Source organism: Streptomyces sp. NPDC054961 (genome assembly GCF_053609145.1).
In genome coordinates, this window is the sequence record NZ_JBSGWY010000079.1 from 1 (window position 1) to 14726 (window position 14726).

General features: G+C 68.3%; 15 protein-coding genes. 9 read left to right on the forward strand and 6 right to left on the reverse strand.

From position 1 onward, the window contains the following. The first annotated feature begins 204 nt into the window (after nt 1–204). The 3 genes from ACWF9Z_RS35870 (at nt 205) to ACWF9Z_RS35880 (ending at nt 2017) form a co-directional block, all read left to right on the forward strand. Entirely contained in the window at nt 205–405 is a 201-nt protein-coding gene (locus ACWF9Z_RS35870; RefSeq protein ID WP_453609717.1) for a hypothetical protein, read from the forward strand. A gap of 175 nt (nt 406–580) precedes the next feature. After that, nucleotides 581–901 (forward strand): hypothetical protein, encoded by a 321-nt coding sequence (locus tag ACWF9Z_RS35875; protein ID WP_453609718.1) that lies wholly within the window; start codon nt 581–583, stop codon nt 899–901. Between the two features lie 204 nt (nt 902–1105). Beyond that, nucleotides 1106–2017, forward strand: coding sequence for a virginiamycin B lyase family protein (locus tag ACWF9Z_RS35880; RefSeq protein WP_453609719.1), 912 nt, complete (start codon nt 1106–1108; stop codon nt 2015–2017). A gap of 58 nt (nt 2018–2075) precedes the next feature. Here ACWF9Z_RS35880 and ACWF9Z_RS35885 read toward each other — a convergent pair whose 3' ends face one another. The 3 genes from ACWF9Z_RS35885 to ACWF9Z_RS35895 all read right to left on the reverse strand — a co-directional run bounded on the left by ACWF9Z_RS35885 (nt 2076) and on the right by ACWF9Z_RS35895 (nt 5369). Beyond that, nucleotides 2076–2378, reverse strand: coding sequence for a hypothetical protein (locus ACWF9Z_RS35885; protein WP_453609721.1), 303 nt, complete (start codon nt 2376–2378; stop codon nt 2076–2078). Nucleotides 2379–2691: 313 nt separating this feature from the next. Then, nucleotides 2692–3663, reverse strand: a complete 972-nt coding sequence (locus ACWF9Z_RS35890; RefSeq protein WP_453609723.1) for a transglycosylase family protein — start codon at nt 3661–3663, stop codon at nt 2692–2694. Between the two features lie 455 nt (nt 3664–4118). Continuing rightward, the gene (locus tag ACWF9Z_RS35895) at nt 4119–5369 is read right to left on the reverse strand and encodes a hypothetical protein (RefSeq protein WP_453609725.1); all 1251 of its coding nucleotides are present in this window, start codon (nt 5367–5369) and stop codon (nt 4119–4121) included. A gap of 203 nt (nt 5370–5572) precedes the next feature. Between ACWF9Z_RS35895 and ACWF9Z_RS35900 the strand changes: the two genes are divergently transcribed. From ACWF9Z_RS35900 to ACWF9Z_RS35910, 3 genes are all read left to right on the forward strand, one after another. Next, nucleotides 5573–8470, forward strand: coding sequence for a BTAD domain-containing putative transcriptional regulator (locus ACWF9Z_RS35900; protein WP_453609726.1), 2898 nt, complete (start codon nt 5573–5575; stop codon nt 8468–8470). A 29-nt stretch (nt 8471–8499) separates the two neighbouring features. After that, nucleotides 8500–8676, forward strand: a complete 177-nt coding sequence (locus tag ACWF9Z_RS35905) for a DUF6924 domain-containing protein (RefSeq protein WP_453609734.1) — start codon at nt 8500–8502, stop codon at nt 8674–8676. Nucleotides 8677–10011: 1335 nt separating this feature from the next. After that, complete coding sequence (locus tag ACWF9Z_RS35910) at nt 10012–10494, forward strand: hypothetical protein (RefSeq protein WP_453609727.1); 483 nt, start codon at nt 10012–10014, stop codon at nt 10492–10494. A 13-nt stretch (nt 10495–10507) separates the two neighbouring features. On the opposite strand, the gene ACWF9Z_RS35915 is transcribed toward ACWF9Z_RS35910, so the two are convergent. From ACWF9Z_RS35915 to ACWF9Z_RS35925, 3 genes are all read right to left on the reverse strand, one after another. Then, the gene (locus ACWF9Z_RS35915) at nt 10508–11128 is read right to left on the reverse strand and encodes a GNAT family N-acetyltransferase (RefSeq protein WP_453609728.1); all 621 of its coding nucleotides are present in this window, start codon (nt 11126–11128) and stop codon (nt 10508–10510) included. A gap of 479 nt (nt 11129–11607) precedes the next feature. Then, the gene (locus ACWF9Z_RS35920) at nt 11608–11754 is read right to left on the reverse strand and encodes a hypothetical protein (RefSeq protein WP_453609729.1); all 147 of its coding nucleotides are present in this window, start codon (nt 11752–11754) and stop codon (nt 11608–11610) included. A gap of 103 nt (nt 11755–11857) precedes the next feature. After that, entirely contained in the window at nt 11858–12166 is a 309-nt protein-coding gene (locus ACWF9Z_RS35925) for a hypothetical protein (RefSeq protein WP_453609730.1), read from the reverse strand. Between the two features lie 495 nt (nt 12167–12661). Between ACWF9Z_RS35925 and ACWF9Z_RS35930 the strand changes: the two genes are divergently transcribed. The 3 genes from ACWF9Z_RS35930 (at nt 12662) to ACWF9Z_RS35940 (ending at nt 14298) form a co-directional block, all read left to right on the forward strand. After that, on the forward strand, nt 12662–13201 hold the full coding sequence (locus ACWF9Z_RS35930) for a hypothetical protein (RefSeq protein WP_453609731.1): 540 nt from the start codon (nt 12662–12664) through the stop codon (nt 13199–13201). 447 nt (nt 13202–13648) lie between these two features. Beyond that, entirely contained in the window at nt 13649–14014 is a 366-nt protein-coding gene (locus ACWF9Z_RS35935; protein WP_453609732.1) for a hypothetical protein, read from the forward strand. Nucleotides 14015–14091: 77 nt separating this feature from the next. Continuing rightward, entirely contained in the window at nt 14092–14298 is a 207-nt protein-coding gene (locus tag ACWF9Z_RS35940) for a hypothetical protein (protein ID WP_453609733.1), read from the forward strand. Nucleotides 14299–14726: the final 428 nt, after the last annotated feature.

Below are 14726 nucleotides of genomic sequence, written 5' to 3' on the forward strand. Positions count from 1 at the left end.
GCACAACCTCGCCCTCGCCGGATAGACGGACAAGCCACACAGCGAACAGCCACGCCCAGGCCCACCCAAAGATCATTTACGGGACAGCCCTTAGCGACGGCTCCGGTAGGCACCGCTCAGACTTCGCCGATCAGTAATGGCGGGTGGAGTTGGGTCGCCCCGGATGGGGAGGCCATCAAGCAGGGCAACGGTTCGGCCTTCAACGTGGTCGCTGAGAGCTTCAATGCGAGCTTCATCTCGCCCGGGACATTCGATTGGGCCGGCGTCGTCTTCGATGTCAAGGTGACGCAGGCGGGCGGCATGCTCCTCTACACCGATGGCGCTGGGCAGGCGTACCGCTGGGCGATGCCGAAGACCGACTCGGGCCCGCAGGTCGCACAGATCAAGCAGGAGCTCGCGCCTTGACGCAGCGAATCGCCCCCCACCTCAAAGAACCCCGGATCGGCGATCCACCTACGAAGGATGTTCACGGCCATCAATGTTCGCGGTGCCGCGATGCCTCGAGAAGGCTCGGCAAAATGTCCCACCGCAGGCCAGGGTTACGGCCAAGGGGCCGGACGGCAAATCTGAGGTATTGACCGTGGATCTGCTCAACGACACGTACGACGGCCCCAGGGCTGGGGTTCCTGCCGAGTTCTGGAAAGTTGTGGCGCTCGCCGCGACCACCGCCGGAGACATCGGCATCACCTACGCCACGCCTGACCCGCAGCGTGCGTACCTGCTCGAGGTCCCCGGTGTGCTCAGGGCTTGCTGGAGCCGTGCGAACAGATTCTGGCGGATCGCAGCCTGCTCCTCCAACCAGATCTGGGCGCCTGCGACGGCAGCACGAGCCTGGGCCTGCCCATCGTCATCCAGGCCCGCCAAAGCGGCTATCTGCCCGCTGGCCTGGGACACGGCATGACCGAGGGCAGGACCGGCTGACCCCGAAGAGGTGAGGACCAGCCGGGGTGACCGCCCGGCCGTCCGTGTGCATGGCGGCCCAGGCCGTGGCGTGGCGCGGGGGCGCGGCCGGGCCGCCGGGGCTAGCCTCGGCGGCCGGACGACCAGGACAGGTAGGTGCGCCGTGCCCCGTTCCGCAGTTCCCGAACCCCCGCGTACGAACCGTATGGGCCGTACCCGCCGCAGGGCCGGCTCCGTCCTGGTGCTGCTGGCGCTGTGCGCGATCGGGCTGGCCCCGGCCGGCACGGCAGCCGCCTCCGACCCGGGGTCCGGGGGCGCGGGCGGCCCGCTGTACGTCTCCGACTACGGGAACGACCGGGTGCTGCGGGTGGCGCGGCGCGGCGGGCAGGACGTGGTCCCCGCCGTGGGGCTGGTCCGGCCCACGGGCATGGTGGTCGACGCCGCGGGCGACCTCTACGTGGCGGACACCGGGAACAACCGGGTCGTACGGATCCCGGCGGACGGCGGCCCCCAGGTCACCGTCGCGACGGAGGGGCTCTCCCGCCCCCTCGGACTGGCACTGGACGCCGAGGGCGATCTGTACATCGCCGACAGCTTCAACGACCGGGTCGTCGAGGTACCCGCGGACGGCAGCGGGCAGCGCACCGTACCCACCGTGGGACTCCTCCACCCCTGGGGCCTCGCCTTCGACTCCGCGGGTTCCCTCTACGTCACCGACTTCGTGAACGACCGCGTGGTCACCCTCCCCGCCGGAGGCGGCGCGCAGCGCACCCTTCCCTTCACGGGTCTCTCCCAGCCGGCCGGCATCGTCCTCGACCCGGCGGGCAACCTCTACGTCTCCGACACTGGCAACAACCGTGTGGTGAGGCTGGCGGCCAGCGGCTCCGGGCAGAGCACGGTTCCCGCGGCCGGGCTGAACGACCCGCTGGGCCTGGCCCTCGACGGGCGGGGCCGCCTCTACGTCGCGGACGCCTTCAACAACCGGGTGGTCCGCCTCGCCCCCGACGGCAGCGGCCAGACGACCCTCCCCGTCACGGGCCTGAACACCCCCACGGGCCTGGCGATCCCGCCCACCCGCACCCTCCCGGCGGGCACCCATCGCGAGGGACGGTCCTAGGAACGCTGCGCCTCCGCGCCGACCGCCGGGTGGACCCGTGCCGCACGCAGCTCGCGGGTCAGGGAGTCGGCCCGGTCCGCCAGGTCCGGGCCGACGATCGCCACCCTGCCGAAGCTGCCCCGAGGTGGGTGGCGAGGGCCGCGGTGATGTCCTTGAGCCGGCTATCGCGGTTGAAGACGTCGAGGACGAACGCGGCGAGCGGTTCGAAGTCGCCGTCCTGCGCCTCCTGGACGGCGGAGGACATCGTGGAGCGTATGCGGTAGATACCTGCGGCTTCCTTGAGGCCCCGCCAGAACCGGGCGTCCTCGTGGCCGGGAAGGTCGTTGAGGAGGGCGGCGAGCTGCTGCTCGTCATCGGTCATGGTCGTCTCCTTCACATCGGGGCACGACAGCCCCTTCTGGGTGGGGCAGCCCGGCAAGGGTTGTCGGCGGGGATCCGCGACCAGATCGAAGGGTACGTCCTTCAGGACGCCATGCTCGCGGCGATCCGTGCCGTCGTCGATCCTTCTGGCTCCCCTTCGCTCAGGGGACCGATCACCCGCTCGTGGCCTACGGCTGCCTTCGGGCGGTTACCCATGAGCGGGTGATTTCGTTCTGTGACTGGGGAGCGGCGTCGCCCCAGGGCCAGTGAGCCTCCACCGCCCTGCCACTCCCGCTCGGCCTGCGGCGACAGGCTCAGCTGTGGACGACGCCTTGGGTGGTGTAGCCGTCGCCGTTCCAGTCGCCGGCTACGGGGGTGTCGCCGGTGTCGCCGTAGGCGATGGAGGTGATGGTGCCGTCGGTGTGGCGGAAGTAGAAGGTGTGGTTGTCGGGGATGTACACGCCGATGTTGGTGCGTCCGGTGTGGTCCCAGTCGCCGGCGATGGGGATGCTGTTGGGGTTGCCGAGGGTGATGGTGGTGTCTGCGCCACCGGCGGTGAGGCTGTTGCGGAGGTAGAACGTGCTGGTGTCCGGGTTGTAGAGGCCTACGGTTTCTGTTCCGTTGCCGTCCCAGTCTCCGGCGATGGGGGCCCAGTTCCCGCCGTTGCCGAAGGCGAAGGAAGTGATGGTGCCGTCGGTGTGGCGCAGGTAGAACTTGCCGGTGTCGGGCATGTAGACGCCGAGCTGGTCGGTGCCGCCGTCCCAGCGTCCGAGGACGGGCCTGTTGCCGGGGTTGCCGAAGGTCATGGTCGACTGGGCGGTGCTGCCGGAGTTGGTCAGGTAGAACTTCGATGTGGTCGGGTCGTAGGTGCTCTGGGTATCGGTGCCGTTGCCGTCGAAGTCACCCACGATCGGGACCATCGGTGTGTCGCCGTAGCCGAAGGTAGCCCTGGTGGAGCTACCGGAAGTCGCCGAGTCCGACAGGTACCACTTCAGCGTCTTCGGAATCGGGGTGGGGTCCGCCGGGTACGGATCGGCGTGGTCGGTCGCGAGGCCCGTGCCCGGGCTGCAGGACCACGCGCCCGCACCCTGGTCCGCGAGGATCTTCTCCGCGATGAGGATCTGCTGCTTCTTGGTGGCCAGGTCCGGCCGCGGCGCGTAGTCGGTACCGCCGTAGTGCCTCCAGTTGTAGAGGCTGATCTGCAGGCCCCCGTAGTAAGGGGTGCCGGTATTGATATCCCAGCGGCCTCCGCTTTCGCACTCGGCGACCTTGTCCCAGGTACTCACGGACGCGGCGGAGGCAGGGCCGGTCAACGCTGCAGAGGCGACGAGGGATACCAGTGCACCTGCAGCGAGGACAGGGAGCCGCTTCCTTCGCATGGCCTTGGGCATGACTGTTCCTTCACTCTTGATTCGGGAAATGTCGGTCGGTCGCTTCGGCGGTTACCGCGCTCGCTTCTGCGAGCCGGCAGGGCGAGCCGTGGCGGCTGGAACTGGATGAGGTGCGGTGCTGAGCTGCGTGAGTACAGCTAGTGGTCCAGCTCATGCCGGGGTCCGCGAAGGGGCCGCCCTGTCGGTGACCGGGCGGCCCCTCGCGCACATGTCATGGCCGGAGCACGGTGTGGGCCGGGCCCTCTCGGGGTCGGGGCCCCTCTGCTCCGGGGGGAAAACCTCTACCTGGAGCCGACTTCGGGTTCGCAGCCATGCCTGAGCCGCGTCGCAGCATGACGGACGCGTCGGGCTTAGTTCTTGACGACGCCTTGGGTGGTGTAGCCGTCGCCGTTCCAGTCGCCGGCTACGGGGGTGTCGCCGGTGTCGCCGTAGGCGATGGAGGTGATGGTGCCGTCGGTGTGGCGGAAGTAGAAGGTGTGGTTGTCGGGGATGTACACGCCGATGTTGGTGCGTCCGGTGTGGTCCCAGTCGCCGGCGATGGGGATGCTGTTGGGGTTGCCGAGGGTGATGGTGGTGTCTGCGCCACCGGCGGTGAGGCTGTTGCGGAGGTAGAACGTGCTGGTGTCCGGGTTGTAGAGGCCTACGGTTTCTGTTCCGTTGCCGTCCCAGTCTCCGGCGATGGGGGCCCAGTTCCCGCCGTTGCCGAAGGCGAAGGAAGTGATGGTGCCGTCGGTGTGGCGCAGGTAGAACTTGCCGGTGTCGGGCATGTAGACGCCGAGCTGGTCGGTGCCGCCGTCCCAGCGTCCGAGGACGGGCCTGTTGCCGGGGTTGCCGAAGGTCATGGTCGACTGGGCGGTGCTGCCGGAGTTGGTCAGGTAGAACTTCGATGTGGTCGGGTCGTAGGTGCTCTGGGTATCGGTGCCGTTGCCGTCGAAGTCACCCACGATCGGGACCATCGGTGTGTCGCCGTAGCCGAAGGTAGCCCTGGTGGAGCTACCGGAAGTCGCCGAGTCCGACAGGTACCACTTCAGCGTCTTCGGAACACTCGGAGTAGGAGGCTGGTCCTCGATCACGTTCTTGTACCGGTAGGGAGAGAAACCGTTGCTGGTGATGTAGGCCCGTGAGTAGGTGCTGAAGTTCGCGGGCGTGCCGGTCCGGTTCTCCTGCATGATCTTCGCCGTGGTGTGGCTGCTGTCGGTCCAGCCGACGAACAGGACCACATGGGTCTCGACGTTGTTGAGGATGTCTCCGGGCCGCAGATCGTCAATGTTGTTGAGCTTGTTCGAGTACCCCGGAAGCGTCTTAGTCGTCGGCGCGGAGCTGGCGTCGATGTGCCACGCCATGGAGACGAACCCGGAGCAGTCCTGCCGGTAGGTGCCGTTGGAGTCGGTGTGAGAGACCGACTGGCTGTACATGACCTGCTGGTTGATCCAGTCCTGGCCGCGGGCGAGTATCTCGGATCGAGTGATGGGGCCCCCGGCTTGGGAAACGCCGACGGCCTGTACCGACGTGGTCGTCAAGGCCGCGGTGCCGACGGCACCGGAGAGGGCGATGGCGGCGGCCAGGGCGACACGGGTGAGCTTCGAGGCCTTGCTGGACATGCGGATTCTCCTGGAGCGAAGGCGATGAGGGAGGAGCCGCAGCGGTGTGCTGCGACTCGTTGGGGACCGGTCCATGCGGTGCGTCCGGCCCCCAGGACTCGTACCTTGCCGACCTGTCACAACAAGTCGCTAACATTGCTCTAACAGCGGTGCCGGGGGGCGAGACCGACCTGATCCCCCTATGTGTTCGGGGGGTTGGCACGGTGACGGTACGTTTCGGGATCCTCGGAGATCTGACGCTGAACGTGGACGGAGAGCGCCGGCGGATACCCGGTCCGAAAGCCGGAGTCCTGCTCGCCTCCCTGCTGCTGCGCCCGGGCGCACCCCTGTCCGTGGACCGCCTCATGGACACCGTGTGGGGCGACAGGCCCCCGCGGACCGCGCTCGCCTCGCTCCACAACCACTTCGCCCGTCTCCGATCGGCCCTGGGAGCGGAACGGGGCCGTCTGCGCGCCGTCCCGAGCGGGTACGCGCTCGACGTCCGGCCCGGCGAACTCGACGCGGAAGCGTTCGAGGCCGGGCTCAGGCGGGCCCAGGACGCCCACCAGGCAGGTGACTGGGGCACGCTGGAGGCGGAGATCACCTCCGCGCTCGCCCTGTGGCGCGGCCAACCCGTCCCCGAGTTCCCCTCGCTCCAGGACGCCCCCGAAATCGCTCGTCTCGCCAAACGGCACCTGCAAGCCGCCGAGTTGCGCTTCGAATCCGCTCTCCACGCCGGACGCCATCACACGATCACGGCGGAGCTCACCTGCTGGGCAGCAGATCATCCCCTGCACGAGCCGTTCCACCGTCAGCTGATGACGGCCCTGCACCAGGCGGAGCGCACCGCCGATGCCGTTGCCGCGTACCACAGGCTGCGCCACACCCTCGCCGACGAACTCGGCATCGACCCCGCCCCCACCACCCAGCAGGTGTTCCGCTCGCTGCTCACCCAGGGCGGCCCCCCGGGCGTCCCGGCCACCTCGGCCCCGCTGAATCCGCAGCCGGCAGCGGCCTCACACCCAGCGAACACCAATAACGCCAACAGCACCGACAACACCGACCTCTCCGACAGAGCAGCCCCGCACGCCGAACCCACCCGCCACACCCCGTTCCAGATCCCCCGTGACATCGCGGACTTCACCGGCAGGGCGGCGGAGCTCGCGGCCTTGAACGAGCGCCTGTTGAACGCCGCGACCGACGGCATGCCCCCGGTCGTCGTCATCTCGGGCATGGGCGGTGTCGGCAAGACCACCCTCGCCCTCCACGCCGCCCACGCCACCCGCGCCGCGTTCCCCGACGGCCAGCTCTACGCCGACCTTCGGGGCTTCGGATCCGGCACCCCCCGTACCGCCCACGATCTCCTCGCCCGCTTCCTTACCGACCTCGGGGTTCCCGCCCCTTCAATGCCCGAGGACACCGACGACCGGGCCGCCCTCTACCGGGCCACCCTCGCCGAGCGCCGCGTACTCGTCGTCCTGGACAACGCCGGCGACGCCGTACAGGTCGCCCCGCTCCTCGTCGGCAGCGGACCCGGCGCCGTGGTCGTCACCAGTCGCCACGGGCTGACGGCTCTGGCCGCCGCCACCCACATCACGCTGCAGCCCCTCGCGGCCAACGAGCAGCAGCAACTGCTGGCCGCCATCTGCGGCCCCGAACAGCTCGCCGCCGAGCAGGCCGCCACCGAAGCGATCCTCAGGGCCTGCGCCGGACTGCCGCTCGCCCTGCGGATCGTGGGAGCGCGTCTGGCCCGTGGCGGAAGAACGGTCCCTTGCACCGCCGGCCACCTGCACCAGACGGGACAGCGGCTCTCCGCGCTCACCCTCGACCACCTGGACGTCAGGGAGGTCTTCCTGATGAGCTACCAGGCCCTGAGCAGTAGCCCGTACGAGGCGGAGCGCGACGCGGCCGCGGCCTTCCGCCTCCTGGGTCTGTGGCCCGACCACCCCTTCTGCGGCGAGGCGGCCTCCGCCCTCCTCGGCCGCCCGGTGCAGCGGACCTTCGACCTGCTCGACATCCTGGTCGACGCCCACCTCCTGCAGAACCCCACACCAGGCGCCTACCGATTCCACGACCTGCTCGGCGAGTTCGCCGCCGAGCGCGCCGAGCAGGAGGAAAGCCACGGGGACCGGCAGGCCGGCCTGCTGCGGATGCTCACGTGGTACGAGGCGGCGACCAGGGAGGCCGACCTGGCCACCGGCACCAGAGAGCACCTCGACGCCTCACCGGACCTCGACGCTCCGCTACCGCAGTTCGCCGACGGGGACCAGGCGGTGGACTGGATCACCGTCGAGATGCCCGCCATCCACCACGCCGTCCACATCGCCGCCCGCATCCGGCCCGAGCTGAGCTGGCGCATCGCCGACGGCCTCTTCGGCTGGACCCTCGCCAACCTGTGGGCCACCCAGGGATGGCAGCAGCCGGTCAGCAAGGCACTTGCTGCCGCCGAACGGGCCGGCGACCTCCAGGGCCGGGCCCGGATGGAAAACCTTCTCGGTGTGGCACACGGAGCCAACTACCGCAGCGAGCTCAGCCTCTCCCACCTCGCAGCGGCCGCCGCCCTGTACGAACAGATCGGCGACACCCGACGGCAGGCTGCAACCCTGGCGAACTACAGCCAGGCCTGTGTCCAGATCGGCCGGATGCAAGAAGGCCTGACAGCAGTACGGCACGCCATCGCCCTTTACACAGAAATCGGCCCTCCGCCGACCTTGTTCCTCCACTGCCTGGGCTACCTGCTCCTCGGCTCGGGCGACGCAGCGGGCGCCGAACCGGTCTTCCGCCAGGCACTGGAAGTCTGGCGCAGCGAAGGTGCGAGCCTCGTCGTGGCCATCGGCCTCGTCAGCCTCGGCGACTCGCTGCGCGCTCTCGACCGCCGCGACGAGGCCTTCGCCTGCCTCGAGGAGTCCCTCGCGCTGGCACGGCGGCTCGACAACGACTTCCAGATCGCGGACGCCCTCGAGGCCCTCGCCCGCACCCACCTCCACTTCGGAGACCGCAACCAGGCCCGCCACCACTGGCGCGCGGCCCTGGACATCGCGGAGAAGCGCCAGATCGACCAAATGATCAACGACTGCCTCACAGGACTCGAATCCCTGGCTGCCGACGCCGACGCGCGGTGATCTGACCTCGCTGGTCCACCCCGCTGGTCCTGCGTACCGACTTCGGTGATGAGGGGGCCTGGGACGCGGTTCGAGCTGCACTCGACGCGGCTGGCGAGTACCCCCATGCCACGTATGTCAGCGAGCTTCGCTTCGTCGACGTAGGGATCCAGGCAATGCTGGATGAAGAGGCTGCTGCGGACGAAGACGAGCAAATCCCGCTGTAGCCGGCCCCGCGTGCGGCGGCTCCCCGCTGACCTCCACCCTGCGTGTCGAACGCAGGGTAGATGTCAGTGAGGCGCAGGGATGTGTCAGTGGGTTGGCCAAGGCCAGGCTGCGGTCAGGCCGAGGTCGGACTGCGGTGTCCACTGCCTGGGTCCCTGCACCGGCCGCACGATCCACCACCTACCGCGGCGAGGGCAAGACCGATGCCCGCGACGCCGTCATTATCGCCGACCCCGGCGCAGCTTGAGGCGCGGCGGCTGGGGCGGGCGCGGCCTGCACTCCTCGGCGAAGGCCATCAGGAACGGCAGCCCCTCGCTTCCCAGCGGATCGGCGAAGAGCGGACCGCTGGTAGTGGACCCGATCTTCGACAGGAGAGCCGCTGCCCGTAGTAGCGGGCGGGCCCACTCGGGAACAGGGTGAGCCATGCAGCCCCGGCGTAGCCCCTGGTCGTGCAGGGCGACAGTCGTGGCGTCCGCGGAGAGATCGCGGACGTGGGCGGTGGCGAGCTGGGTGGTGGAGGCAGCGGTGAACGTGGCTGTCGCAATTGCTCAGTTTCACCGATCGCCGACACTGGCAGCTGGGTCCCTGAGTGGCCCTCACACCTCTTACGGACCAGAGGCTTCACGGTGAAGACCAGTGTCGCCAAGGTGACGCCGAGCAGTGAAGGCAGGTGACGGATTCGCCGTCCGGAAGTCAGCACCGCCGCCAATCCCGCACGACCGGCCGTCGACCGGAACCGGAACCCGGGCGCGAACGACTGGACGGTGGACTGGCAGTGCCACCACGCCTACCTCGCCGACGACGCCCGCTTGAGCGCGATCGTCCCCGGGGTGACCGGGCACGGCGAGGACATCGGACACTGGCTCGACTCGCAACGGCGGGACCGGGGCAGGCTCAGCGACGAGCAGCGCGAGCGGCTCGGCCACCTCGCCGTCAAAGCCGTAAGGGCCCGCAGGACGACGGCGAAGGCACCTGCGACTCCCCGTCCGGGCGGGGCGATGCAGCCTTCCAGACGGGCGTGCAGGCCCTCGCGCAGTACCGGAAACGGGAGCGCGGCGGGATGCCGCGGCGCGGCCACGTCAAACGCATCCCCGACAGCAGTGAGCACCGGACCGGAGTACGGATCGCCAACCAGAAGCTCGCAATGGGAATCCCGAGATCCCAGCGGACGCAGCCCGCCCCGAAACACCGCAGAGCAGCCTCAGGCGGACCTTGCGGCGGTGAAGGCCCTCCCTGTGCGGTGGCGTCCTGGTTATGCTTCCTCCTAAAACGGTGCGCGGCGCGGCCCTACGCCGTCTCCTTCGGGGCCGCAGCATTCCGCTCGGGGGGAACGCGGCATGGTGGAGAACGTCATCGGCGGCCTGATCGTGGCCTTTCTCGGCTTCTTGTGGCAATACGTCATCGTGCCTGGGGTGCAACTGTTCTATGGTCGCGGTGAGCCGGATATATCGGGGCAGTGGGAATCGTATGACAACGCAGACTGCTCAGGACGGCCCGTGGGCGAGGCGGTCGTCAAGCAGCGGGGGCGGCACGTCAGGATCCGTCTCACGCGATCCGTCGGCCGGGGAGGACATCCCATCCGCCGTACCATGCTCTTCAAAGGGCGCTGGCAGTCCGAGCAGCTCACGGCCACCTTCTACGACGAGTCCGCCCACTACCGCGGCGGTGCCGTTGTGCTCCGATGGGTGGCGTCCGAGAGCCCCATCCGGCTGGTAGGGCGAGTCATCTACTGGGACCGGACACCTGATGCCGGGACGCCCGCCACCGTGGACCCAATGGGCATTGTCTCAAACACGTACGCGCTGCGGAAGAAGCACTGAGGAGCGACCGCGGTCAGCGGCTCTCATACATGACGTACCTGCGCGTGGCAGCGGCGGCCAGACTGAACCGCACGTAGCTCGCGTCCGCCCCGATGGCGGGCGGTGACGCGGCCTCGTCCCAGAGCCCCCCGAGCATCCGCCTCACCACAGCCGGGTCAGTGACGGAACAGAACCCGTTCTTCTCCAGAACCCGACGCTGGGACACGTTATCTGGCCGGACCTCGCTGACCTGGTGGGGATACCTGACCAAGGTTTCCCGCACAATCGCAGTTCCCAGGCCGCGTGCCCTGTGCTCTGGGGCGACGGCAGTCGCCCCGCGCCGGCCGTCGCCCCGCATGTACGAGCACCCAACGGGCTGCAGCCGCCCCGGAGAGCCCGTCAACACCAGTACAAGTTCATAGCTCTTTCCGTAGACCCGCTCCAGGTGGACTTCGTCCGCGTGGCTGAACTCCCCATACGACCGCCGCAGGAGGTCCAGCCAGGCAGCCTCGAACTGCTGGAAGGCGAGTACGTCACGCCGCGCCGAGAGGTTGAACCAACGGATCTCGTATGCGCTGATATCGACTCCTGATGTCCGACGGAACCCACTGCCCGGATGATCCCTCCTCCACCGACGCCGCCGGAAATGATCCACGCATTTTACCTGGACCACTTCCAGTCATTCTGACGCGGCCAGAACTCACAGCTCTCCGCCCGCCACTCCAGTGGCTGGCCCTGGCCGGCCCTGACCACGTGTCAACGGCGTACGCGGAACCACCAGCTTCTGCGGACCCCGATGGAGCCTGCCCGCCCAGCTTCCACACGGGCATACCCCGGGGCAGCTGGGGTCTCAGCGCAGGTGGCGAAGCTCGCGCAGGCCGTAGTGCGGTGGCAGCCACCCCTTCTTCCGCCGGTCGATGGTCTTCCGCGTGCGAGGAGGCTGGGACGGACAGCCCTGCATCAAATCAGGTTCAGCCTCGGCCCACGAATGCCCGTAGTGAGCGGTACACACAGGCCAGATGGTCGTCACCGGCTCCTTCGGACCCGGTGTCGTCCCTCGCCGGCTACGGCGTGGCTTTGGGCGGGGCGGCTGGGGCGGGCGCAGCTTGCATTTCTCGGCGAAGGCCGTCAACATCACACGGCGCCCATCAGCAGCGAGGCGGCGCACCGCCGTGTCGTGAGCTTCGTGTCGATCAGATCCTGGATCAGGCCGTAACGGAACAGGCCCACCTGCCGGGCCCGCTCCGCCCGGCGACGGTCCTCGTCCTCACTCGGTGACATAGGCAACCCACCTCGCGTGTCGAACAGAGCCCGCCGCTTCGCCGGCGGACACGATCAAGACTTCCGGCACCCTCCGATCCCGCCCAGGGGCGGCCCGTGTTGATCAACTAGCGGAAGAAGGCGAGGTCAGCAGCCTGCCGCCTATTGCCCTCCCGGCGAACTCCCACCGCGACACCGTGAGCATCCCCGGCCACTTCTTCGCGGCCGCCCGATGGGCGGCCGCGACCGCCGAGACGGCGTCGGCGAACGTCGAAGGCGCCGCATCCGACATCACCGGGTCGTCCGCGAGCGCGACCAGAGCGACGGTGAAGTGCCGGCGCACGGCCTCCGCCCGCCCGGCGAACGCCCGCAGCCAGCCACGGACCGTGCCCTCGGCCAAGCCCAGACGGGCGGCGACCTGGCGGTGGCCCATGCCCAGGGCGGCTATGTCCAGCCCCGCCCCGATTACCTCGGCCGCATCCGCCCGCCGCGGCCAAAATGCTTCCGCCAGAGCACGTGGGTGACCTTGCAGTCCGAGCAACGCGTACGGCGTGACCGCGGAAACAGCCGGGCCCCAAGATCACCCCGAATCTCCCGCGGCCGGCCATGACCCCACGGGGCCAGGACAGACGAACACACGGGACACACCAGCCGACCGGCTCGCACCTGCCGTTCCACCAACAGCACATCCGTGTCCACGATCAGCACAGCAGCCTCCGCAGCCACGATGTGCTCCGGCACCGAGCACGGACGAAGTACCGCCAGCCTGCCCAAACACCAAAGGACCATGTCACTCAAGGCGAACTCGCCTTCACTCAACCTGTATCGGGACGAAGAGATCCAGATCGCCTGTCGCCCCTGGGGGGACGGCCATTGTTGCCGGGGTCCGGCAACGACTTGGAACTGTTCCTGTGCCAAGCTGCGGAGTATGGGGTGGACATTCAAATTGCACGGCGGAATCGCTACCGCGCTGGGCACCGCACTGTTGGTGCTGGCCGCGCTCACCTGGCTTCCTGGTTCCTTGCCGATAAGCGGGTCGAGGTGGCTGATGCCAGTGATTGTCGTGCTGCTCTTCCCGATCTTCATATCTGCCTGGGTGCGTATGTTCTTGACGCGCGCGGACCGGCACTCGATGTGGCTGGCCTTCCGGTGCCTCTCCAGCAAGGTTCAGCTGGGGCTTGCGACATTGGCCATGGCGGGCGTCGCGATGATCATCGTCAGTATGGCCGCAGAGAGGAACTTGCAGTCGGCCGAGGCGAAGGACGGCCGCTACCTCGCCTTCGACACAACGCCGCATGCGCGCGGCACGGTAGAGATCGCCCAGAGCCAGTACGAGGCAGTCCTGGAGAGTGATCAGCGCAGCATGTTCGCGATCCCAGGCTTGCTCCTCGTCGGCGCCGCATACGCCGTCCTGACATCCGGAGAGATCCGGCGAGCAGATCGTGGCTTTGTGCCGTCGAGGCCGTGAAGAGGCCATGATCCGCAGCGGTTGACGAAGCGTGCGACGGTGCCTGGGCTCCGACTCGAACCCGTACGCCGGTTTGTAGATGACCTAGCGACAACGCGTTCGTCTTCACCGTGTCGTCGCGGATGAAGAGACAGCACGACTCCAGACACGACCACAGCCCGTGTCCAACGGGAGTGTCGCCGTCACCCCTTCTCATCACCGCCCAGAGAGTCGTCCAACAACCTCTACTCGCGGAACGCCAAGAAGCGCAAATCAGCCGAAGCACGGGCTCAGGCCCACCCCGGCCCCCGCAGCACCGTCCTACTGGACCCCGACCGAGGCCATGGCCTGCTGATTGATCAGCACACGCCCTGGCATGAACTCAAGGAGGGTTCCTTCTCAGGTAGGGACATCCCTCTGCGCAAGGCGCTCGAAGCCGGCCGGATCGAGTTCGACATCGTGGTCCTGATGGGCCACAGCGACAGCCGAACGGAGTGGCTGGAGCTCTCACCGGTGCAGAGCGCCGCGATCCTGCGGGACCGGCACCTCCAGTCCCTGCACCACCCTGTCCCGCTCCTGGGCATGGTCACCTCCGAGACCCACTGGCCCGAGGAGGCTCTGGCCCGCCCCGAACCGGAGTTCGTGAAAGCCGTGGAGGAGAACATGACGGCCGTGGGAATCCCGCTGCTGGGGCACATCACCCTAAACCGGGATCTCGACAACCTGCTGGAACGCCAGCGCCGACCAGCGACGGCGGCCACGGCCACGGCCACGCCCGATCACGGCGTGATCGAGGCAGCACACGCCATCCACCGGCATACGGCGCACTTGTAGGCCGGCCACGCGGCACTCATTGGGGTGGACCCGCGCCAATCGCGAAGCCGGGGGCTCTGCTCGACGGTTCGCCGGTCATGAGCGACGAGAGCGTGATCACGATCGAGATCCGGGCCCACGAGAAGGCCGCGCTCGAAGCGGCCCACCGGATCTCCACCCTGCTCCTCGCCAGCGGCCCCTGCTGGCTCCGTCGTACGCCCAGGAAGTACATGTTCTCGTCTACGCGAACCTCGACACGGGCGTCGGGGAGGGCGGCTACCTCCATCCGCGCGCCACGCAGGTGAGCACCCAGACTGGGATCCGGAGTGCTCACCTGTAACCGAAACCGTCTTCGCCTACGAAGACGGGCTTCCACGACGGGGTGACGCCCAGCTTCAGGACGTGGTCGACTTCTCAGCGGGGCCGCCCTGCGTCACCACTGAGGGAACAATCGCGACCGAGCCGAGCCGAGCCGGCCGACCGGCCCTGGAGTTCGTCACCAGCCACAGGCCATGCCGTTCAATCAGCCCAGCCCTCGACGTGGGAGCAGGATTCGCAGGAGTAGCTGGTATCGCGGCCCCACTCCTCCCCGTTGATGCGTTTGTATGCCTCGGGTCCGGGGTGTAGAGCAGGGGCTCGGGTCTGTCAAACGAGCGGTGTAACTCGGGTAGTTGAAGGTTACTGACGTGCTGCGGAGAGCCGGCCGTCGAAGGTGATGTCGAAGGCGTTCAGT

Coding starts and splice junctions, on each gene's coding strand:
- ACWF9Z_RS35880 (WP_453609719.1), top strand. CDS start 1,106: ATGGGCCGTACCCGCCGCAGGGCCGGCTCCGTCCTGGTGCTGCTGGCG.
- ACWF9Z_RS35885 (WP_453609721.1), bottom strand. CDS start 2,378: ATGACCGATGACGAGCAGCAGCTCGCCGCCCTCCTCAACGACCTTCCC.
- ACWF9Z_RS35895 (WP_453609725.1), bottom strand. CDS start 5,369: ATGTCCAGCAAGGCCTCGAAGCTCACCCGTGTCGCCCTGGCCGCCGCC.
- ACWF9Z_RS35910 (WP_453609727.1), top strand. CDS start 10,012: ATGGTGGAGAACGTCATCGGCGGCCTGATCGTGGCCTTTCTCGGCTTC.
- ACWF9Z_RS35920 (WP_453609729.1), bottom strand. CDS start 11,754: ATGTCACCGAGTGAGGACGAGGACCGTCGCCGGGCGGAGCGGGCCCGG.
- ACWF9Z_RS35925 (WP_453609730.1), bottom strand. CDS start 12,166: ATGGGCCACCGCCAGGTCGCCGCCCGTCTGGGCTTGGCCGAGGGCACG.
- ACWF9Z_RS35930 (WP_453609731.1), top strand. CDS start 12,662: ATGGGGTGGACATTCAAATTGCACGGCGGAATCGCTACCGCGCTGGGC.
- ACWF9Z_RS35935 (WP_453609732.1), top strand. CDS start 13,649: ATGGGCCACAGCGACAGCCGAACGGAGTGGCTGGAGCTCTCACCGGTG.
- ACWF9Z_RS35940 (WP_453609733.1), top strand. CDS start 14,092: ATGAGCGACGAGAGCGTGATCACGATCGAGATCCGGGCCCACGAGAAG.